Consider the following 21,242-nt stretch of genomic DNA (forward strand, 5'->3'; position numbering starts at 1 on the left):
ATCAAGCAGATAAAAATAGATTTACTCTTAATTTTTAATCCATTATTTATGGGATTTTTAAAACGTACAAACAAAAAATTTGATTACCAACCCCGTTTTTACAAAGGTGAAGGAAGTCCCTTTAAAATAGAACACAAGTTAGACCAGTTTAGAACTACAGCCGGAAAAAACAAAGGAATTAAAGGAAAGTTTGGAGATGCCTTAAAAGACCTTAAAGATTCAGATAAAAAAACAAACAAATCACTTTTGATTATCATAAGTATTTTAGTATTCATCTGTCTTTACATCATAGATTTCGATCTATCCATTTTTATAAATAAGTAATGTCTGATATCATTCAACTTTTACCGGATCATGTAGCAAACCAAATTGCTGCAGGAGAAGTGGTACAACGTCCTGCATCTGTTGTAAAAGAATTAATAGAAAACGCCATTGATGCTGGGGCTACAAATATAAAATTACTGCTTAAAGACGCTGGTAAAACCCTCATTCAGGTAATTGATGATGGCAAGGGTATGAGTGCCACAGACGCACGCATGAGTTTTGAGCGACACGCGACCTCAAAAATTCAAAAAGCAGAAGATCTATTTAATTTAAATACGAAAGGTTTTCGCGGGGAGGCTCTGGCATCTATAGCAGCCATTTCCCATGTTGAATTAAAAACAAAACGATCAGATGACGAACTGGGAACAGGTATTAAAATTGAAGGAAGTAAGGTAATTTCTCAGGATTTTATTTCTACCGGCAAAGGTACAAGCTTTGCGGTAAAAAACTTGTTCTATAACATTCCAGCAAGAAGAAACTTTTTAAAATCAGACACGGTAGAAACCCGACATATCATTGACGAATTTCAACGGGTTGCACTGGCGCATCCTGATATTTCATTTTTATTGCACCACAACAACAATGAAATATACCACCTCAAAGAAGGCAACTTACGACAGCGCATTGTTGCCGTATTTGGTATTAAAATGAATGAAAAATTAGTTCCAATAAATGAAAAAACAGACCTTGTAGCAATCCAAGGATTTATTGCGAAACCAGAATTTTCAAAAAGAAAAAGAGGAGAACAATTTTTTTTCGTAAACAATCGGTTTATTAAGAGTTCCTACCTAAACCACGCAGTGGTGAGTGCATTTGACGGTTTGTTAGAATCCGGAGCGCATCCTTCTTACTTCTTATATCTAACCGTGCCAGCGAATTCAATAGACATCAACATACACCCTACAAAAACGGAAATTAAATTTGACAACGAAAAAGTATTGTATGCTATTTTAAGAGCCACTGTAAAACACAGCTTAGGGCAATATAACGTGGCACCCGTTTTAGACTTTAATAGAGATGCGGGATTGGATACACCCTACAACTTCCAACCCAACTCTAAAGGAACAGCGCTTCCTAAAGTTTTTGTAGACCCCGATTTTAATCCGTTCAAAGAAGAATTCCAAAAAGAAATAAACTTCCCCTTTAAAAGAGAGAAAGAAACCCAAAGTTGGGAATCGCTATACACCGCTGTAGACGCCTCTGATGCTGGACAAAACGCAAGTTTATTTGAACACTTAGAAGAAGAAAAAACACAAAAAACATTTCAAATTCAACGCAAATATGTCATGAGTTTGATAAAATCTGGAGTGGTGTTAATCAATCAATCCTTAGCGCACCAGAGAATCTTATATGAACAATTTTTAGAAAGTATTACAATAAAAGAAGCCAACAGTCAACAACTACTATTTCCAGTACAAATATCATTTTCATCCGCAGAGATAGAAATGATATACACTATAAAAACAGAATTAGAAAATGCTGGGTTCTCTTTTGATGAGTTTACAAAAGACAGTGTTACTATAAAAGGCATTCCTATTTCAGTAACAGAAAGTAAAATTTCTATTATTTTAGAAGAATTGTTAAATGACATGGATCTAGAGGTACCAGATACAAGTTTTTCACATTTTGATGTAATGGCAAAATCGTTTGCAAAAACATTGGCGATCAAAACAGGTACTAGATTGTCTGAAAAAGAACAGGAAAGCTTGGTAAACGACTTGTTTTCATGCAAGGAACCTACTATTTCTCCCTTTGGAAAGGCAAGCTTTAAGACACTCACACTGCAACAAATCGATCATCTATTCAACAGTTAAATATGAACAAAATTACTGATGGTATAAAACATCTTATCATAATTAATGTGCTGCTATTCATAGCACCACAACTTTTACAATTGGATGTTACCAATATTTTAGCTTTGCATTTTCCAAAAAATGGTAATTTCGGAATCTGGCAATACATTACACACATGTTCATGCACGGGAGTTTCTCTCATATTCTTTTTAACATGTATGGTCTTTGGGCATTTGGCTCACCTTTAGAACAAATGTGGGGAAAGAAAAAATTCTTGTTCTTTTATTTCTCTGCAGGTCTTGGCGCAGGCTTAATTTATACGCTGGTAAACTATTATCAATTCACTGGAATTTACGATCTTTTTATCAATGCCGGTTTAAACAATTCGGAAATCATTGCCATACTAGAAAAAGGAAGCTCTGCCGGGTATAACTTAAAAGATGCGATAACCCAAGCGGACTTTGACAAAATCTATATGCTTTACCACACTCCTGCTGTGGGTGCCTCAGGAGCCGTATATGGCGTCTTGGCTGCCTTTGGTCTGTTCTATAAGGATGCAAAACTAGCATTGATTTTTCTACCGATCCCAATCGCGGCAAAATACTTTATTCCGATCATGATTTTAGGTGACTTGTTCTTTGGTGTTACTAAATACTCGGTAGGGAATATTGCACACTTTGCCCATATCGGTGGTGCTCTAATTGGATTTATAATTGCCTATTACTGGAAAAAAAATGAATTTAAAAGCTACGAATGACTTTTATCCAAAAAATAAAATACAAGTATAAAACAGGAAGCATCATAGAAAAATTGATTTATATCAACGTGGCTATTTTTGCATGTACATTGCTAGTTACTTTGTACCAAAGCCTGTATCAGCAGGAACAAAACTTTTTAGTTCAATGGTTTGCATTAGATGATAATTTCAATGAATTTGTAGGAAAACCGTGGTCTATACTTTCTTATGGCTTCTTACATGCAAACTTTATTCATTTAATTTTCAACATGATAACCTTGTATTTTGTTGGCAATCTTTTCACTCAATATTTCACTCAAAAGCAAACCTTAAATTTTTACCTTTTTGGTACTTTATTTGGAGGTGTTTTATTTATTTTAAGTCAAAGCTACTTTCCTTTATTCGAAGGAAGAAATAGCACTTTAGTTGGAGCCTCTGCAGGGATTTCTGCCATTTTCATAGGCATATCAACCTACATGCCAAATTATGAGTTGAAAATTAGATTTTTAGGTTTTGTAAAGCTTTGGCACTTGGCGTTAATTTGGTTGGCTTTAGATATTATTGGCCTTGTAGGTCCAAACGCTGGAGGTAGTTTTTCTCATTTAGGAGGAAGCTTATTTGGATTTCTATATGTAAATCAGGTGAGTGCAAAAAAAATAAAGCTCTTCGACGTATTTTCGGCATTTTTTAATTCCAAAAAAAATACGCTAAAAACAGTACACAAAGCGACAAATAAAAAAGAAAAGACCCCAAAATCAAAAGGGCTACACCAAGAAAAAGTGGACATGATCTTAGATAAAATAAGTAAATCAGGCTACGATACGCTTACAAAAAACGAAAAAGAGTTTTTATTTAAACAAGGTAAAAAATAGATGAAGAATTTAAAGTTTTTAGACCGCGTGTTCTTTTTGGTCAATTCTCTCATTGCTACCATGCTACTCTTGTCTTTTCTATTGCCTTATGTCTCACCGCAAAGCATCCCTGAATTTACCATATTAAGTCTTTTTGTACCCGCCTTGCTATTTGTCAATGTTGCTTTTACAATCTATTGGATAATCAAGCTAAAGAAACAGTTTCTTCTGTCTTTTCTTGTTTTAATCTTTGGATGGTTCTTTGCAAGTCCATTGTATAAAATCTCTGAGAACGCATCGGCTTTAAACTCGGATTTAAAAGTAATGAGTTTTAACGTCAAAACATTTGACTTCTTCAACAACAAAAAAAAAGTAGAGAATACCAAAAATGGCTTTGAATTCATTGCTGACCAAGCGCTCGATATATTGGTGCTTCAAGAATATTATCAATTAAAAAAAAATAAACTTCCCTATCCCTATCGCTATATAAAATTAAGGTCAAAGCGCAGTAAATATGGCATGGCAATTTACTCTAAATATAAAATTATAAATTCCGGTTCTTTGGATTTAAAAAGTACTGGTAACAATATTATATTTGCGGATATCCTAAAAGAAAAAGATACGATTCGAATTTATAATGCGCATTTTGAATCCTTGAAAATTAAACCAAATGAAGAAAATTTTGGGGAAGAAAATTCAGAAAAGTTAATAGGCAGAGTTGCGCAGGCTTTTAAGAGACAGGCAAGCCAAACAGCACTTTTTTTAAATCACGAAAAACAATGGAAGGGGAAAAAAATTATTTGTGGCGACTTTAATAACACGGCCTATTCCTGGATGTATCATGAAATTTCTAAAAACAAAAAAGATGCATTTATTGTCGCTGGAGAAGGATTTGGAAAATCCTACAATTATTGGTTTCCATTAAGAATTGATTTTATTCTAACCGATGAAGCTGCAATTATAAATCAATTTAAAACCTTCACTGAAATATATTCTGACCATTTCCCAATACGCGCAAACATAAATTGGTAAACTATGTTCAATCCCAAAAACCAAAAATGAATTTTATTTTTTAAAATAGTTTTAAAAAAATGGAAAAAATACCGATCTATTTTATGCCTGGATTAGCTGCAGGTCCAGAAATATTTGAGAATCTAAAATTGGCTCCGGAAAAATATACTTTGCATTACTTGCGTTGGATTCAACCTTTGCATCCTCAGGAACACATTTCAGACTATGCCTTTCGTTTGAGTGCTTTCATAAAAGCAAAAAAACCTGTTCTAATTGGTGTCTCTTTTGGAGGCGTTTTGGTGCAAGAAATCGCAAAGTTCGTGCACCCAAGAAAAATCATAATTATTTCTAGCATCAAAAGTCATGCAGAATTGCCACTTAAATATAGAGTTGCAAAACACACCAAAATCTACAAAATATTTCCATTAAAAATAATAGAAAACTTTGAAGATTATGCCAAATATTTTGTGGGAGAAACTTTAAGTAAAAAAGCACAGCTCTATCAAAAATACCTTTCGGTAAGAAACAAGGAATACTTAAAGTGGTCTTTATTTGTAATGCTCCATTGGGAACAATTACAACAAATTGAAAATATTGTCCATATCCACGGAACTAAAGATCCCATTTTCCCGATTCAAAATATTCCGAATTCAATCGAAATTAAAGGAGGAACACACGCTATAATTTTAACAAAAGCAAAAATAATATCTGAAATTATTGATACTATTTTAACTTGTTAATCCTCCGCTATTTTCATACTTTAGTACTATAAATTTTGCTATGAAGTATTTAAAATCCATTCTTTTTTTTAGCTGTATTGGTATCATACCAATACTCTTTTATAATGCCATTCACAAATCAGACTTAGAACCTGAAATACAGACACATCCCTCGTATAAAATAAAATCAATAAAGCTTCCTGACAATCTAAATTTAGCTGGCGAACGAGTTCCTGTCGAAATTAATGATGTTAAAGAAAGAATGGAAAGAGAGCTTTTAGTAAATACTTATTGGCAATCTAACGGAATCTTGCTTCTAAAAAGAGCACATAAATATTTTCCTCTTTTAGAACCATTATTAAAAAAACACGATTTACCAGATGACTTTAAATTTCTTGCCTTAGCAGAAAGCGGGTTTACAGACGAAACCTCTTCCGCAGGAGCCGCTGGTATGTGGCATTTCATGGAAACTACAGGAAAAGAATATGGCCTTGAAATAAACGACAATGTAGACGAACGTTACAACATTGAAAAATCTACAGCGGTCGCTGCAGCCTATTTAAAAAAATCAAAGGAACGCTTAGGGTCCTGGACATTAGCTGCTGCGGCATATAATGCTGGGAATTACGGAATCGCACGTAGGTTAGAAGCACAGCACGTAGATAACTATTATGATGCAAAATTGCCAAATGAAACAGAACGGTATGTTTTTAGAATATTGGCGTTAAAAGAAATTCTATCAAATCCTAGAAAATACGGTTTTGTATTTGATAAGAACGATTTGTACAGTATTGAAGAAACAAGAACTGTGGCAGTAGATACCGTAATTTCTAACATCACCTTATTTGCAGAGAAATTTGGAATTAACTACAAAGTATTTAAAATTCACAATCCTTGGTTGCGCGAAAATAAATTAAACAATGCTAGCAGGAAATTATACGAAATTAAAATACCTCTTAAATAAGCGACATTCAATTATTCTCAGCTACGTATACTGCAGCACTCTTTTTCTAAAAAACACTCTAGTAGTAGAGAACATTTATACTCTTATCTCGCTTGTCATTGAACACTTGCCTTTTTCTAATATTATTACACGACGAGAAAAACACAGTTAAAAACGCACACATCTACCCATAAAATTACGTTTAGGGCACTAAAAAAGCCTATCAAATAATTGATAGGCTTTTAGATAAAAAATTAAATAGTAATAATATATAATTATATAACTCTTACGTTTACTGCGTTTAATCCTTTTCTTCCATCTTGTAAGTCAAATTCAACCTCATCGTTTTCACGAATTTCGTCTACTAATCCTGACACGTGCACAAAATGCTCTTCATTGTTTCCTTCTTCAGTGATAAATCCGAATCCTTTAGATTCATTGAAAAATTTTACGGTACCTTTATTCATTATAATAAAATTAAATATATTTTCTGTTTAATTACAGAGAACATTTATTGAGGTGCAAAGGTACTTCCAAAAGAGTAATATTCCTAAAATATATATTGATATCTCTAAAAAAAAAATTAATACTTGTAAATGAGAGACTTAACAAGGTTAAACTCTTCTAAAATCTCCTTTAAAACGATTTTAGCAGGCTTAATCTCATGAATTAAACCAGCAATTTGACCAATTTCTAGCTCACCGCCCTCTAAATCTCCTTCAAACATGCCTCTTTTTGCTCTCGCTCTTCCTAAAAATTCCCGCAACTCCTCTTTTGAGGGTTTTAAGTGATATAACGCTTGTAACTCGTTATAAAACTTATTCTTAATCAAGCGCACTGGCGCTAATTCCTTTAAAGTAAGGTGTGTATCACCATCTTTAACTTCGACAATACTATTTTTAAAATGTTGATGGGCCGAAGACTCCTCTGTTGCTGCAAACCTACTTCCTATTTGAACTCCATCTGCTCCTAAAACCATCGCCGCAAGCATACCTCTGCCTGTAGCAATACCACCCGCAGCAATCACAGGAATTTTAACTTGCTCCTTTACCATGGGTATTAGCGTAAAAGTCGTTGTTTCTTCTCTCCCATTGTGACCTCCTGCCTCAAAACCTTCACAAACAACAGCATCTACTCCTGCGAGTTCTGCTTTTAGCGCAAATTTCACAGAGCTCACAACATGCACAACAGTGATTCCATTTTTCTTAAGAAGTGAAGTCCAAGTTTTTGGATTTCCCGCAGAAGTAAAAACAACTTTTACTCCCTCTTCGATAATGATTTCCATAATTTTTTCGATGTCTGGATACAATAGTGGCACGTTAACACCAAAAGGCTTTTCTGTAGTCTTTTTGCATTTTTGAATATGGCTTCTTAAGACTTCTGGATACATAGAACCTGCACCAATCAAACCTAAGCCACCCGCATTTGAAACTGCCGCAGCCAACTTATAACCTGAAACCCAAATCATTCCACCTTGAATAACAGGATATTGAATATTGAATAATTTCGTAATGTTCTGTTGCATTTAATTTTTAACGATTTTAATAATTTTCTGTGAACATCCATGGGACACTTTAAGCATATACACTCCAGCATCTAGCCCTGAAATATCCACTGTGCTCCTTTTTAAATTTTTTTTCTCAAAAACCTTACTTCCAGATAAATTATAGATTTTGAGATTCAATTCAAGCATGTTTGTACTGCTATATTTAATTGTAAATAAACGAGTTACTGGATTGGGAAATATTGTTATTGTTTGTATTAAATTTTCTTTATCAAGATTTAAAACAGTTTCATATGCCTTCTTAAAATCTGGAACTCCATAACCATATTGTTCGTCTGGGCTGTTATATCTATCTGCAGCTTCTCGAATTCGCTGTCTCACCTCCGTATTTGTTAAGTTGGGGAACGCTTGCCAAAAGCAAGCTACTACCCCACTCATAACTGGAGACGAAAAAGAAGTGCCATTCGAAGGCTTCGGCAGCCCTGTTAAATGATCAATTACAAAAATATTTTCACCGTGGGCTAACACATCTGGCTTTGTGCGATTATCTGCAGTGGGGCCAAAAGAACTAAAAGAGGCGATATTTTCTACAGCGTTTACAGCACCCACAGTAAAAACACCAGCGGCATCCGCAGGGGCCCCCATATATTTCCAGGAAGTACTTCCTGAATTTCCAGCAGCATTTACAAGTAGCATGCCACGAGAAGCTCCTATTTCTGCACCCCGGGAAATAAAAGTTGTACTACCATCCATATCTGCATACGAATGGCTGTAATTGTCATTGTCAAAAGTGGTATACCCCAAAGAAGTATTAATTATATCCACTCCTAAACTATCTGCACGTTCTGCTGCTTCTACCCATAAACTTTCCTCTAAAGGAGCTTCATTGTTCACATCTTCTGATATAAATAAATAAAAAGACGCATCAGGAGCAGTGCCTACAAAAACACCCTCTACAAAACCAGCAATGTCTGATAACACATTTGTCCCGTGATTACTTCCAGTATAAAAATCAACACTCTTATTTACGAAATCATAGCCTCCTAAAATTTGATTATTGTCACGTAGTCTTTGAAGCGCCAATAGTTTGTCTACATTTGGAAAACCACCGTCTATCACTGCAATAAGCATTCCGGCTCCTGTAAATCCTTTTCGATGTAAAAAATCAGCATTTAACATTGTTACTTGGGTCTGAGAAGTACCATAAAGATAGTTCGACTTCATTGCTGTAAACTTATTCTTTTTTTTTTGAAAAGAACGCTCAGATTTTTTGCCCTTTAGATTTAAAAGAGTGTTTGCAAATTCCACTTGGCTTACAAATAAAAAGTTTGATTTTAAATTATTAATATCTCCTTGCGTTCCTTGCACATGTATTGCATTCAACCATTTTGATTTTGACAAAACTGTAATTCCAGTTGCAGCATTTATCTGATTGTAGTAAGCAGCGTCTAAAGGAACATCCTTCAAATCTAACAAAATATTCTGACGTGTCCTTCTTTCTAAAGCACGTCTTGAGAGCATGCTTAAAGGGGCTGCTAAATACGTTTTAGAATTGGGTTTGTTTCTAAGGTAGACCCAAGCGTCTTCTTGTCTAAAAATTTGTAACGAGATTAAAAAAGCGACTGCGAGTAATAAATTTTTCATGGGGGTTCATTTTATATTAAATGAAATACGCATGACGAAGCTACTACTTTTTTAAACAGCACTTTTTTTTTACGAAATAACCCCAGAACCTAGCAGTTCCTCATTTTGATACCAAGCGACAAACTGTCCCTCTTGGATTGCAGACTGTTTATTTTCAAATTCGACATACATGCCTTTTTCAACTTTATACAATACTGCTTTTTCTAGAGTTTGGCGGTATCTAATTCTAGCCTCAACACGCAAATTTTCACCAATGGCTAAAATTAAATCTTTGCGAATCCAGTGTATTTCTTTGTTTGAAACAAATAACACATTTCGATACAAGCCTTGGTGATTTTTACCTTCACCCGTATAAATAATATTTGTGTTGACATCTGTTTCTATCACGTACAAAGCCTCTTTTGTACCACCTACATCTAAGCCTTTTCGCTGTCCTTTTGTAAAATAATGAGCCCCTTGGTGCTTGCCAACTACCTTCCCATCTTCCGCAGCATATGCAAACTTTGTTGCAAAGTACTCAAGTTCACATTCTTTGTTCTCAAACTCTGGAACGTGTCTCTTATATTGTGAAAAATCAGAAGGAATCTTAATGATTTCGCCTTCTTTCGGCTGTAATTTTTGTTGCAAGAACTCTGGAAGACGCACCTTGCCGATAAAACACAAACCTTGGGAATCTTTCTTTTCTGCTGTAATTAAATCAGCTTGCTTCGCGATAGCTCTAACTTCTGGCTTTGTTAATTCTCCGATTGGAAACAGCGCTTTGCTAATTGATCTTGAGAAAGCTGGCATAAAAAATAAGACTGATCTTTGTTTACATCTTTCCCTGCTAGCAGCTTGTAAACGGAAGCACCCTCAATAACTTCTTCTTCCTTTCTGCAGTAGTGCCCTGTGGCTACATAGTCTGCGCCTAATTTTAAAGCAATGTCCATAAAAACATCAAACTTTATTTCTCTATTACAAAGCACATCAGGGTTGGGCGTTCTTCCTTTTCGGTATTCAGAAAACATATAGTCCACAATACGTTCTTTGTAATCTTTACTCAAATCCACCACTTGAAAAGGAATTCCCAGTTTCTCTGCCACTAACATTGCATCATTACTATCCTCTAACCAAGGACAATCATTCGAAATGGTTACAGAATCATCATGCCAATTTTTCATGAAAAGCCCAATAACTTCATATCCTTGTTTTTTTAATAAGTATGCCGTAACACTAGAATCTACACCACCCGATAGACCAACAATCACTCGTTTCATATGTCTTTTTTATAGGCTACAAAGATACAAATTAGATTTTTGTTTGCGTTGCTACCTGCTTTTAAAACAGATTAAATGCGAAGGAAGAAATACCCAACTTTTCTTTTAACTTGTTAAAAATTTAATCTTCAGTAAAATAAGGAACGTTGTTTAAAAAAGCATAAAAACTAAATCTTACCGCATACTAAAAAGAACAAGCAACCAGCGACTTGTATTATTAGCATATTTGAACGCTAAAAAAGTTGAAAACAGACCAACAAGGACTTTTAAAATAGAATAATATCGACTGCAAATACCAACAAATAGTTCAGTTTTTTTTTAAAGAAAACCCTATGAAACCAACACGTACAGCAAGCATTACAAAATGCGTGTAAAGCAGCAAATGCTAAAATCGCCATAAAATGTTGCTTTTTTTTCTGCTGTATGCGTGGAAAATTTCACTTCTGCGAATGCTCCTTCAAAGATTGTGTTATCTCAATTTGTTTACAGTCTGAAACAACTAATGAACTAACATGTAAATATTCTATGGGAAACTTACCAACCAATTGTATTATTACCCTGCAATAATAGTGCTAATATAGGTTCCTCTAACGCGCTCTAAATATTGCAACGAATGCCAAAGAAAGAAAATGATGAACCCATGCTAAAAATTGCATAAAGAACATGCAAGCGATCACAACAATTCAAAGCAACCGCATATTTTGAATACTAAATTTAGTTATTTTTAAACCCCTGATTTGTGCGTTTGTTTTTATTTTGCTCTGGCGCTAATTTTCCATCTAAATAGAAATACCATGTACCAATTCTTTTTCCATCTTTATAAGACCCTGTTTCTTTTAAGTTCCCATTAAGCTCGTAATATTTTGCCTCACCATTCGGAATGTCATGTGCATAAGTGATCTCTTCGATCAAGATACCCTTGCTAGAATATTTACTAGAAACGCCCTCTAAACGACCGTTTTTATATTTTGAAACTGCTGTAGTCTGTCCATTTGGATAGTAGACAAACTGATCACCGTGAAGCACGCCATTTTCATAGTTTTCTGTAGACATTATTTTACCATTGCGATTGAAATATTTCCACACACCAACTCTGTTTTTATCTTCCAGAAACCCTTCTGTTTTAATGGTACCTTCCACTGTAAAGAATTGAGCAAAGACAGCATCTGAATTGTTGTAATAAGTTTTGATAATAACAGGAACCTCGGAGGAGCTTGCATCATAAAACTTAAACACTCCTATTTCTTTTCCCTTTTTAAATTGCCCCAGATACCGTATTCGTTTATTGGGATAGTATTTTTTCCAAATTCCAGTTCGCTCGTGATTCTTATTAAACCTATTTATTTTTTGTCCAACAACTGTTTGAGTTCGGCAGACACAAAATAAAAAAATAATGACAAAAAAGGCTTTTTTAAATTTGATCATATGGCTGTAAATGTAAACAAATAGATACGATCTCAACTCTTAAGTACAATTTCATACACCTCTAAACCGTTAAGGAAATAATGAATTATCCAATAAAACAAACCATAAAAAGATGGATAAAGACCTTAATAAATGTCTTTTAATTCTTATTTTTGCTGTTCACTAGACCACTAAAATGAACTTAACAAAATTAAATGCAATCTCTCCTATTGATGGAAGGTACCGAGGAAAAATTGAAAAATTAACAAATTATTTTTCCGAAGAAGCACTCATAAAATACCGAGTACGAATTGAAATTGAGTATTTCATTGGATTGTGCGAATTACCCTTAGTTCAACTTGCAGATTTTGATGCGAACTTGTTTCTAGAACTGCGAAATATCTACCTTAATTTCTCGACTGAGGATGCCCAAAAAATAAAGGATATTGAAAGCATTACAAACCACGATGTAAAAGCAGTTGAGTATTTTATCAAAGAACAATTTGATAGACTCGGGCTTCAAAAGTATAAAGAATTTATTCATTTTGGATTGACATCTCAAGACATTAACAATACGGCCATTCCACTTTCAATAAAAGAAGCAATAGATGCCGTATATATTCCCCATTATCTAGAGCTTCTAACGAAGTTACAAGATTTAGCTACAGAATGGGAGGCGATTCCAATGTTGGCCAGAACGCACGGTCAGCCTGCTTCTCCTACCCGATTAGGTAAAGAAATTAACGTTTTCGTAGTGCGTTTAAAAGCACAGTTTGTACTTTTAGAAGACATCCCAAATGCAGCGAAGTTTGGAGGTGCAACGGGCAATTTCAATGCACATAAAGTAGCGTATCCCACCATAGATTGGAAGACTTTTGGAGGAAATTTTGTTACAGAAAAATTAGGCCTACACCACTCTTTTCCAACAACGCAAATAGAGCATTATGACCACATGGCCGCCTTGTTTGACAATCTGAAAAGAATCAATAATATCATTATAGATTTAAATAGAGACTTCTGGACGTATGTATCTATGGAGTACTTTAAACAAAAGATTAAAGCAGGAGAAGTAGGCTCTTCAGCAATGCCGCACAAAGTGAATCCGATCGATTTTGAAAATTCTGAAGGAAACTTAGGAATTGCAAACGCAATTTTCGAACACCTATCCGCAAAACTTCCGATCTCTCGACTGCAACGCGATTTAACTGACAGTACGGTCTTACGAAATATAGGAGTTCCTTTTGGACATACCATTATCGCTTTTACATCCACTATAAAAGGGTTAAATAAATTACTGCTAAACAAAGAGAAGTTCGCAGAAGATTTAGAGAATAACTGGGCAGTTGTTGCAGAAGCAATACAAACTATTTTGCGAAGAGAAGCCTATCCAAATCCTTATGAAGCCTTAAAAGGACTGACAAGAACCAATGCGAAAATAAACAAAAATTCTATTGCAGACTTTATTGATACTTTAGAAATATCAGAAGACATTAAGCAAGAGTTAAAGGCGATTACGCCAGCAAATTACACAGGAATATAACATGACAGAAAAAAAAAGTATCCGAATGATTTTTATTAAATTTATCTCAAAAAAAAGTGAAGTGATCTTGATAACACTGATGTTATGTTGCTCTTTATTCAATTTCACCTCTTGTTCATCAGAAAAAGGAAATCCTGAGCGCTTTAGAAAAGGGGTCTTTGAAATTCCTGCAGGCAACGGTTACAGTAAAACAATAATTACTCGAATTGATAGTTTACAGATTGAAGAATATGATAAAATTATTAGCATTTCTAATGACAGTGTCATGGGAGAAAAAAGAATTAAACATATCGACACCTTATACATCCATTGGGATAATAACTTCTTTTATTCTTTAAAAATGAAGTCTCCTAAAAAGAAATTAGACGAAGATATTTTATATGTTCAGATCACAAAAATAACAGATGATTCTTATGACTTTTCAGTAAAAATTGGTTTTAGCAAATATTTGACAGAAGGCACACTTACAAAAGTAGAATAGGGTAGAAAAATCCATACAGATCGCCCATCCTGCTAAATGTTTGTCTTATCAAAAGGCACGCACATCAGAAGAAATGTTTCTAACAGTATTATTTTATACTTTTTGTATTAAATAAAGTGCTACATGTTTCTGAAAATGAACGCGATATAGGCATTTCTAAAATGTAAATAAACTCATCTCTTCTTACTTTAACATGTAATCAAGAATATCTATTGTATTTCCAAGGATAATTGTAAATTGCTCAAAACTTAGAAGGCGTTTTAAAAAAAAAGAGAAAACATTACACTATTTAAAAAACATATCGCATTTCTTTTTCTAATTGCATTTTTCGCACCAGCGACTGTGCAAATTATGCACGCTCTCGAAAGCCATGAACATCCCGTATGTTACGCTGAGAACATCACGCATTTACATGAAAAACATACGGAGTGTGATTTTCACTTTTACAAAGTAAATCCTCCTTATACTTTTAGCAATACCTATCAGTCAGCAGTACCCAATCAGAAAACGGTACATATTGATACTCCTTATAATTTTTTCTTAAAAGAACACCCTTTATCTTACCTACTTCGGGGTCCACCTGCTATGTATTTATAATTAATTTTTATTAATATTAATATTAAAGCATTAAAATGATTCAAAAAATCTTTTTATGTGTCTTCTTTTGTTCGGCAACTTTTATTAGTTCCGCACAACAGTGCACTTATAATTTTAAAGGTATTGTCACTGATTATCACGACGGAACTCCCATATTTGGAGCTAGCATATTTATTAAGAGTTTAAATAAATATGCCACGTCTGACGCTCGAGGACACTTTGAAATATCCGATTTATGTCCTGGAAAAATTGAAGTACGAATCTCTCATATTTCTTGCGAAACTAAAGAGGTTTTTATCACTCTAGACAACAGCTTTTTTCAAGAATTTTATTTAGAGCATCATACGGAAGAACTCAAAGAAGTACGCATTGTCGCGACCTCCAAATTAAAGACAAAAACCTTACAGTCTTCGGTCTTAAAAAAGGAGCTTATCGATGCGTATAGCAATTCATCTTTGGGAGATATATTGAAAAATATTGCAGGAGTTTCTGCAATAAATACAGGAAATACTATTGTAAAACCGATGATTAACGGTTTGCATAGTAGTAGAATTATTTTGATGACCAACGGCGTGCGTTTACAAGACCAAGAATGGGGTATTGAGCACGCGCCCAATATTGACATTAATACAGCAGAGAAAATATCAGTTATAAAAGGCGCAAACGCCTTAGAATATGGAGGCGATGCGATCGGAGGTGTCATTGTTGTGTCCCCAGACAGAGTGCTCGTAAAAGACACACTTTATGGTAAAAGTATTTTAACAGGACAAACCAATGGCAGCGGTTTTAGTTTTCATACGGCACTCTCTAAAGCGACCAAAGCAGGTTGGTACGTAAATGCCAAAACAACTTTTAAAAAATATGGGGACTTTGAAAGTCCGGCATACGTTTTGTCAAATACAGGGTTAAATTCGCAAGCATTCTCTTTAAGAAGTGGATTGAAAAAGTTTGAAACTGGTTTTAATGTATATTATACCTACGTTAAAAATAATATCGGCATTTTAAAGTCTTCTCATATCGGAAATGTTGAAGATTTGGTCCATGCTATAAATTCAAACGAGCCTTTAATTGTTGCGCCTTTTTCTTATGATATTGATGCTCCAAAACAAGAAGTAACACATCAATTAGTAAAGATTGATTTTTACAAACGATACCGGAACACTGGAAAATTAGTGCTGCAATACGATTTTCAAAACAATCAAAGATACGAGTATGATATTCGCGTGGGTGCTGATAAAGAAAAACCATCCATTGATTTAAATTTAAACTCACATACTCTAAAAACAAGCTTTGAATTTGATTCAAAATCAAACCAGACCTACAAGGTAGGTCTGAAAGCAGCGTATCAAGATAATTTTGCAAATCCGAATACGGGCGTAAGAAGACTTATTCCAGACTACTATGCGTATGATTTAGGACTTTTCACCATTGGTAACTTTGTATTAAATGACAAGACCAATTTAGATCTTGGCTTGCGATATGATTTTAATTATATCAATGCAAAAAAATTCTACTTTAAGAGTCGCTGGAATGAACGGAATTACGACATCGATTTTAATCATTTAATTATTGGTGATTTTAAAACACAGTGGTTGGTAAATCCTACCTTTAAATACCATAATTTTTCTGCCTCAGCAGGCATTTCACATCAATTAAATGAAAAAAATTCGGTGCTTTTCAACTATGCGTTGTCTTCTCGAGCTCCAAATCCTTCTGAATTATTTAGTGACGGACTGCATCATTCTGCAGCCAGAATTGAATTAGGTGATTTAAGAATGCAACAAGAATTGTCTCATCGAATATCCAGTAGTTATTATTTTGAAAATGAAAAGACGTCTGTACTTATAGACCTCTTTTATAATCTGATTCATAACTTTATGTATATCGAGCCCGAAGGAACAGAGCAAACAATTCGCGGAGCATTTCCTGTTTGGGGGTATAAAAAGACGAACGCAAGTTTGTTTGGAGTAGATATTAATTGGCAACAACAGCTCACAAATAAAATTGATTTTAATAATAAAACATCCTTTATTAGAGGAAGAGACCTTGTGAATGATCGCCACTTAATTGACATTCCTGCTGCGAACACCGTCAATAGTATTCGGTATCAAAATAAAAAATGGCATCACTTTAATGCTACATTAGAAAGTAATTTTGTTTTTGCACAAAATTTATTTCCAAATAATAATTTTGATGTTTTTATTCCGACCACTAACAATACTGTTTTAGTCGATGTAAGCAGTACACCAAATTCCTATCATCTCTTAAAATTTAATACTGATACCAGTTTTAAATTATCAGAAAATTCAGAGATCACCGTGGGTTTCACAATTACAAACATTCTAAACAGCAAGTATAGGGACTACCTCAATAGGCTAAGATATTTCGCAGATGATCTTGGAAGAAATTATGTTTTACAATTAAAATTTAAATACTAATAATAAAAAAACAAAAAATGAAATTCAATAAAACTATAGTAATTTTAGCAAGTATATCGTCAATTTTTTTAGCATGTTCTAATGACGACGATCCCGTTGTAATCAACGAAGAGGAACTAATTACCACCGTTCGTGCTACCTTAATTCCTCAAAATGGTGGAAATACCATTATTTTAAAAAGTGTAGACTTAGATGGTGATGGTCCTAATAAAGCGAATTTGAGCGTGTCTGGCTCTTTAGACTCAAACACAAACTATTCTGCAACCTTAGAAATTTTAAATGAAACGGAAGCTCCTGCAGAGGACATTACCTTAGAAATTTTAGAGGAAGACGAAGATCACCAATTCTTTTACTCCTTTACCAATAATATTGCAACCGCTACATATAAAGATCAAGATGCCAACGGAAACCCTATTGGCGTTCAATTTGACTTGTTAACAGGAGCAGCTGCAACGGGTAATTTCACCATTACATTAAAACATGAACCGAACAAAGGCGGCGAAAATGTAAAGGCTGGTGATATCACAAATGCCGATGGCGCAACAGATGTACAAGTAACTTTTAACCTTACAATTGATTAAATAAAGGCTATTTGTAACGCATTGTACCGCTCAAGCTATGTGTTTATTTTTTTAAAAAATTACAGCAAAAGACCCTTTAACAAAAAAGACTTTTGCTGTTTTTTTTTACCTTTTTTTAGCACTTAAAAATGAATATCTACGCGTAGAATAGAGAAAATAATTAAAAAAAGCATTTCTTTATTCCAATGCTTTTTTTACTTTTAACACCAGTTAAATTATGCTATTTTATCTCTTCTCAGAAGCAATAAAATGCTCATCACTCAAAGCATACATGTCTAAATTACCAAAGAAACATCAATTTATCGACTTATCCGATTATGGCAGGCCCATCGCAAGGGGCATTGCCAACATATTAAAAACAACAAAGTACACCCCAATAGATGTTACCATATCATTTGTAATCTCAGGATTAATTGGAGTGTATTGTATTTTTAAAGGTTATTACTACGCCGCCGCTTTCTTTTTAATTTTAAAGTCAATTTTAGATGCCGCAGATGGAGAACTGGCAAGGGTAAAAGAAACACCTTCTTATACTGGGAGGTTTCTAGACTCGGTTTCAGATATTATTTTAAACTTCATAATCATATGCACCATAGGCCACTTAACAAATACCAACTTTGTTTTCACTTTTTTAGCCTTTTTCGGAATTCAATTGCAAGGAACTTTGTACAATTATTATTATGTAATTCTTAGAAACCGCTTTGCAGGAGACACTACAAGCAGAGTTTTCGAAGACAAAACACCTACTGCCTTGCCTGGAGAGAAACAAAAACATGTGACTCTCTTATTCTTTATATATAAATCTTTGTATGGTATTTTTGACGAAATAATTTATGCCTTAGACAAAAAAGCACCAGAAGGAAACCCCTTTCCAAATTGGCTAATGACCCTAATTTCTACTTTTGGTTTGGGTTTTCAGCTTCTTATCATAAGTGTGTTCTTAGTGCTAAACTTAAAAGAATTAATCATTCCTTTTTTTATTGGGTACTCTGCCTTTATTTTTGTGTTTATTTTTATTCGAAGAGCATTTTATTAATGTACATGTTTGGTGCTTTTTAATTTATTTAGCACGCACAAAGCAGCCACAAAGAACAATCCTAAAGAAAGTACACTCCACTGCATAGAATCTGTTAAATAAATTAGAAATCCAAAAACAAAAGTCCCTAAAACAATTGCAATTTTCTCGGTAACATCATAAAAACTAAAGTAGGTTGTATTGTCTTCTGTCTTGGGTAGTAATTTAGAATAGGTAGAGCGCGTCAAAGATTGTATTGCTCCTAAAACCAATCCTAAAAGAGCTCCTAAAGCATAGAAATAGTTTTCTACATATGTCATTTCTTTTTCTAACATAAAAGCGGCCAAACAAACAAGAATCCAAATAACCAAAGTAATTTTCAAAGCTTTGAAATTCCCGTATTTTTTTGATATTTTAGAAAAAACATAAGCTCCTAAAATGGCTACAAATTGAATTAATAATACCGTGATAATTAAATTAATAGTTCCTAAACCCAATTCAGAAGATCCAAAAATAGTCGCCAGTAAAATAATCGTTTGTACACCAACACTTAACAAAAAGAACGCAAGTAAAAAGTTTTTTAATGTAGGGTATTGTTTTAATTCAAACCATACTTTTTGCAACTCTTTGAATCCTTTCCAAATAAAGTCTTTTGCAGGTTTTCGATTGTGCATTTTATTCGGTAATTTCTTAAAAGTAACTTGTGCAAAGCCAATCCACCATAAGCCCACCAATATAAAAGAAACGCGCATCGCTTTTAAAGAGGCTTCATTTTTAGCGCTTTCCAATGCTGTTTCAATTGCAGCTTCACTCCCATTCGCAAGAATTGTTTTAGAAATATGCAAATCAAAACCAAATATCCCTGGAACTAAAATCATAGCTAAACAACATAACAACAGAATAATAGACCCTATATAGCCATATATAAAACCTTTTGCACTGGTAGCGTCTTGTTCTTCTGGACGCGCAACTTCGGGTAGATAAGAATTGTAGAAAACAATACTGGCCCAAAATCCAATACTGGCCAGAATGGTGCAAATAATTCCGATCCAAACCGTATGTAAGTCTTCAAAAAAATACATGGTCATTACAGAAAGTCCTCCCAACCAGCAGAAAAACTTCATAAATTTTAGTTTATTCCCCGTATAATCTGCAATTGCAGATAATATTGGCGAGATGAAAGCGACAATTAAAAAAGAAAACGACAACGCATAACTATATAAAGTATCGGCATATTCCCATTTCATACCCAAAAAATAAACCGTCTCACCTTTAGTAATCGCACTATAAAATAGTGGGAAAACTGCTGTACTAATAACTAAAGAGTAGACTGAATTTGCCCAATCATAAAATGCCCAAGCGCCTATTAACTTTTTATCTCCGATTTTTAACATCCAACTTTTTTTAACCTTTAAGACTAATTTTCAACTTTTTGTTTCATATTCTAATGATACAGTAAGGACGCATAAACCTATAATATTAAACTTATTATTTAATATATTTCAAACCAAACCTTAAATAAATACTTTGATCGGCACACAATATAGTAAAAGTTTTTATTACTTTTTTTAAGAAGACCTGCTGTGCTAAATTAAATGATGGGGCAAGTTGGTTTGCTTTTGGCAAATAACTTCTTAGATTTTCAATTCTAAAAGCATTTCAAGGGGTATCGCTATCTTCTAAACAATTACCAATAGCAAGATAGCCCGGCAAAAGTGGATGTATAATGCAAAATGAAGGATGACAACTCAAATTACAATTCCATAACTTATTTGTATTAAGTAATGCAATAACAATTTTTAAAACAATGCTATTTTACATTTTTTATCTGTTTTTAAGTCTCCATAAGTACCCCAATAACAACCAATTGCACATGGCTTTAAATTAGTTGTACTAGAACGATAACAGCAAAATTTAATCTAAAAAAACCACTACAAAATTGTAGTTGTTTTAATAATAGAATTAAAAAATATTTTTATTACTTTATTATTTTTTTAGTTAAGTGCCCAATCTTTGAAAGTATCCTTGCAAAATATACACCGTCTGACAAAATAGACCGATCTCGTGTGTTTGAAGTGCTCTCTCGAATTTTCTTCCCTAATATATTGTGTAAAATTACAGAGGAAAGCACATCATTTGGTTGTAATTGAATGTGCAAAATAGCTTCAACAGGATTGGGATATACCAGCTCTGCATCTTCTTGTAATTGCTCAATATCTAATACTGCAACATTAAAACCCTTCCAAACATCCGCAGCACCATAAGCTTCTTCACTGCCTTCAGACACATATAAAGTGCCAATATATCTAGCAGCAAAAGCATTTTAATTATCCCCTGCTAGAGATGCAGGATTTAATGAAGTTACACTTGTTAAACGTGCAATAATAAAAAGCACTCTCACCAA

At 33.9% G+C, this 21,242-nt stretch carries 19 protein-coding genes and 1 pseudogene; 13 read left to right on the top strand and 7 right to left on the bottom strand.

The genetic code is table 11. The features are described from left to right. Positions 1-48: 48 nt before the first annotated feature. The 7 genes from PI23P_RS11305 to PI23P_RS11335 are packed head-to-tail and all read left to right on the top strand — an operon-like array spanning position 49 to position 6,399. The gene (locus PI23P_RS11305) at positions 49-324 is read left to right on the top strand and encodes a hypothetical protein (RefSeq protein ID WP_004570995.1); all 276 of its coding nucleotides are present in this window, start codon (positions 49-51) and stop codon (positions 322-324) included. After that, entirely contained in the window at positions 324-2,138 is a 1,815-nt protein-coding gene (gene mutL, locus PI23P_RS11310; RefSeq protein ID WP_004570996.1) for a DNA mismatch repair endonuclease MutL, read from the top strand. Before PI23P_RS11305 ends, mutL begins: the two co-directional genes overlap by 1 nt. Before the next feature lie 2 nt (positions 2,139-2,140). Continuing rightward, on the top strand, positions 2,141-2,875 hold the full coding sequence (locus PI23P_RS11315; RefSeq protein ID WP_004570997.1) for a rhomboid family intramembrane serine protease: 735 nt from the start codon (positions 2,141-2,143) through the stop codon (positions 2,873-2,875). After that, positions 2,872-3,726, top strand: coding sequence for a rhomboid family intramembrane serine protease (locus PI23P_RS11320; RefSeq protein WP_004570998.1), 855 nt, complete (start codon positions 2,872-2,874; stop codon positions 3,724-3,726). Before PI23P_RS11315 ends, PI23P_RS11320 begins: the two co-directional genes overlap by 4 nt. Further along, the gene (locus PI23P_RS11325; protein ID WP_004570999.1) at positions 3,727-4,737 is read left to right on the top strand and encodes an endonuclease/exonuclease/phosphatase family protein; all 1,011 of its coding nucleotides are present in this window, start codon (positions 3,727-3,729) and stop codon (positions 4,735-4,737) included. It abuts the gene before it with no gap. A gap of 59 nt (positions 4,738-4,796) precedes the next feature. Continuing rightward, positions 4,797-5,456, top strand: coding sequence for a lipase family protein (locus PI23P_RS11330; protein WP_004571000.1), 660 nt, complete (start codon positions 4,797-4,799; stop codon positions 5,454-5,456). Between the two features lie 40 nt (positions 5,457-5,496). Beyond that, positions 5,497-6,399, top strand: a complete 903-nt coding sequence (locus tag PI23P_RS11335; RefSeq protein ID WP_004571001.1) for a lytic transglycosylase domain-containing protein — start codon at positions 5,497-5,499, stop codon at positions 6,397-6,399. Positions 6,400-6,653: 254 nt separating this feature from the next. Here PI23P_RS11335 and PI23P_RS11340 read toward each other — a convergent pair whose 3' ends face one another. The 5 genes and pseudogenes from PI23P_RS11340 to PI23P_RS11360 form a co-directional block, all read right to left on the bottom strand. After that, entirely contained in the window at positions 6,654-6,845 is a 192-nt protein-coding gene (locus PI23P_RS11340; protein ID WP_004571002.1) for a cold-shock protein, read from the bottom strand. A gap of 116 nt (positions 6,846-6,961) precedes the next feature. Beyond that, entirely contained in the window at positions 6,962-7,903 is a 942-nt protein-coding gene (locus PI23P_RS11345) for an NAD(P)H-dependent flavin oxidoreductase (RefSeq protein ID WP_004571003.1), read from the bottom strand. Further along, on the bottom strand, positions 7,904-9,526 hold the full coding sequence (locus tag PI23P_RS11350; RefSeq protein ID WP_004571004.1) for a S8 family serine peptidase: 1,623 nt from the start codon (positions 9,524-9,526) through the stop codon (positions 7,904-7,906). A 69-nt stretch (positions 9,527-9,595) separates the two neighbouring features. Continuing rightward, positions 9,596-10,782: pseudogene (gene mnmA, locus PI23P_RS11355) on the bottom strand (tRNA 2-thiouridine(34) synthase MnmA). A gap of 714 nt (positions 10,783-11,496) precedes the next feature. After that, positions 11,497-12,207, bottom strand: coding sequence for a toxin-antitoxin system YwqK family antitoxin (locus PI23P_RS11360; RefSeq protein ID WP_004571007.1), 711 nt, complete (start codon positions 12,205-12,207; stop codon positions 11,497-11,499). 175 nt (positions 12,208-12,382) lie between these two features. Here PI23P_RS11360 and purB point away from each other — a divergent pair, with 175 nt between their 5' ends. The 6 genes from purB to PI23P_RS11385 all read left to right on the top strand — a co-directional run bounded on the left by purB (position 12,383) and on the right by PI23P_RS11385 (position 18,859). Then, positions 12,383-13,726: an adenylosuccinate lyase gene (gene purB / locus PI23P_RS11365; protein WP_004571008.1), complete on the top strand. Its 1,344-nt coding sequence runs from the start codon at positions 12,383-12,385 to the stop codon at positions 13,724-13,726. Between the two features lie 25 nt (positions 13,727-13,751). Then, a complete protein-coding gene (locus PI23P_RS11370) occupies positions 13,752-14,207 on the top strand; it encodes a hypothetical protein (protein ID WP_238300025.1) in 456 nt (151 codons plus the stop codon). Between the two features lie 351 nt (positions 14,208-14,558). Next, entirely contained in the window at positions 14,559-14,804 is a 246-nt protein-coding gene (locus tag PI23P_RS12565) for a hypothetical protein (RefSeq protein ID WP_155811771.1), read from the top strand. A 35-nt stretch (positions 14,805-14,839) separates the two neighbouring features. Further along, entirely contained in the window at positions 14,840-17,242 is a 2,403-nt protein-coding gene (locus tag PI23P_RS11375) for a TonB-dependent receptor (protein ID WP_004571010.1), read from the top strand. Positions 17,243-17,259: 17 nt separating this feature from the next. Further along, entirely contained in the window at positions 17,260-17,823 is a 564-nt protein-coding gene (locus PI23P_RS11380; RefSeq protein ID WP_004571011.1) for a hypothetical protein, read from the top strand. A 271-nt stretch (positions 17,824-18,094) separates the two neighbouring features. Then, on the top strand, positions 18,095-18,859 hold the full coding sequence (locus PI23P_RS11385) for a CDP-alcohol phosphatidyltransferase family protein (protein WP_004571013.1): 765 nt from the start codon (positions 18,095-18,097) through the stop codon (positions 18,857-18,859). Here PI23P_RS11385 and PI23P_RS11390 read toward each other — a convergent pair. Then, a complete protein-coding gene (locus PI23P_RS11390; protein ID WP_004571014.1) occupies positions 18,856-20,232 on the bottom strand; it encodes an MFS transporter in 1,377 nt (458 codons plus the stop codon). The genes PI23P_RS11385 and PI23P_RS11390 overlap by 4 nt on opposite strands. Positions 20,233-20,816: 584 nt before the next feature. Continuing rightward, positions 20,817-21,125, bottom strand: coding sequence for a T9SS type A sorting domain-containing protein (locus PI23P_RS11395; protein ID WP_004571015.1), 309 nt, complete (start codon positions 21,123-21,125; stop codon positions 20,817-20,819). Positions 21,126-21,242: the final 117 nt, after the last annotated feature.

This window comes from Polaribacter irgensii 23-P (assembly GCF_000153225.1).
GTDB classification, from domain to species: Bacteria; Bacteroidota; Bacteroidia; order Flavobacteriales; family Flavobacteriaceae; genus Polaribacter; species Polaribacter irgensii.

Bases quoted from the DNA above. Each gene is read 5' to 3' on its own strand.
- PI23P_RS11305 (WP_004570995.1), top strand. From the start codon at position 49: ATGGGATTTTTAAAACGTACAAACAAAAAATTTGATTACCAACCCCGT.
- mutL (WP_004570996.1), top strand. From the start codon at position 324: ATGTCTGATATCATTCAACTTTTACCGGATCATGTAGCAAACCAAATT.
- PI23P_RS11315 (WP_004570997.1), top strand. From the start codon at position 2,141: ATGAACAAAATTACTGATGGTATAAAACATCTTATCATAATTAATGTG.
- PI23P_RS11320 (WP_004570998.1), top strand. From the start codon at position 2,872: ATGACTTTTATCCAAAAAATAAAATACAAGTATAAAACAGGAAGCATC.
- PI23P_RS11325 (WP_004570999.1), top strand. From the start codon at position 3,727: ATGAAGAATTTAAAGTTTTTAGACCGCGTGTTCTTTTTGGTCAATTCT.
- PI23P_RS11330 (WP_004571000.1), top strand. From the start codon at position 4,797: ATGGAAAAAATACCGATCTATTTTATGCCTGGATTAGCTGCAGGTCCA.
- PI23P_RS11335 (WP_004571001.1), top strand. From the start codon at position 5,497: ATGAAGTATTTAAAATCCATTCTTTTTTTTAGCTGTATTGGTATCATA.
- PI23P_RS11340 (WP_004571002.1), bottom strand. From the start codon at position 6,845: ATGAATAAAGGTACCGTAAAATTTTTCAATGAATCTAAAGGATTCGGA.
- PI23P_RS11345 (WP_004571003.1), bottom strand. From the start codon at position 7,903: ATGCAACAGAACATTACGAAATTATTCAATATTCAATATCCTGTTATT.
- PI23P_RS11350 (WP_004571004.1), bottom strand. From the start codon at position 9,526: ATGAAAAATTTATTACTCGCAGTCGCTTTTTTAATCTCGTTACAAATT.
- PI23P_RS11360 (WP_004571007.1), bottom strand. From the start codon at position 12,207: ATGATCAAATTTAAAAAAGCCTTTTTTGTCATTATTTTTTTATTTTGT.
- purB (WP_004571008.1), top strand. From the start codon at position 12,383: ATGAACTTAACAAAATTAAATGCAATCTCTCCTATTGATGGAAGGTAC.
- PI23P_RS11370 (WP_238300025.1), top strand. From the start codon at position 13,752: ATGATTTTTATTAAATTTATCTCAAAAAAAAGTGAAGTGATCTTGATA.
- PI23P_RS12565 (WP_155811771.1), top strand. From the start codon at position 14,559: ATGCACGCTCTCGAAAGCCATGAACATCCCGTATGTTACGCTGAGAAC.
- PI23P_RS11375 (WP_004571010.1), top strand. From the start codon at position 14,840: ATGATTCAAAAAATCTTTTTATGTGTCTTCTTTTGTTCGGCAACTTTT.
- PI23P_RS11380 (WP_004571011.1), top strand. From the start codon at position 17,260: ATGAAATTCAATAAAACTATAGTAATTTTAGCAAGTATATCGTCAATT.
- PI23P_RS11385 (WP_004571013.1), top strand. From the start codon at position 18,095: ATGTCTAAATTACCAAAGAAACATCAATTTATCGACTTATCCGATTAT.
- PI23P_RS11390 (WP_004571014.1), bottom strand. From the start codon at position 20,232: ATGTTAAAAATCGGAGATAAAAAGTTAATAGGCGCTTGGGCATTTTAT.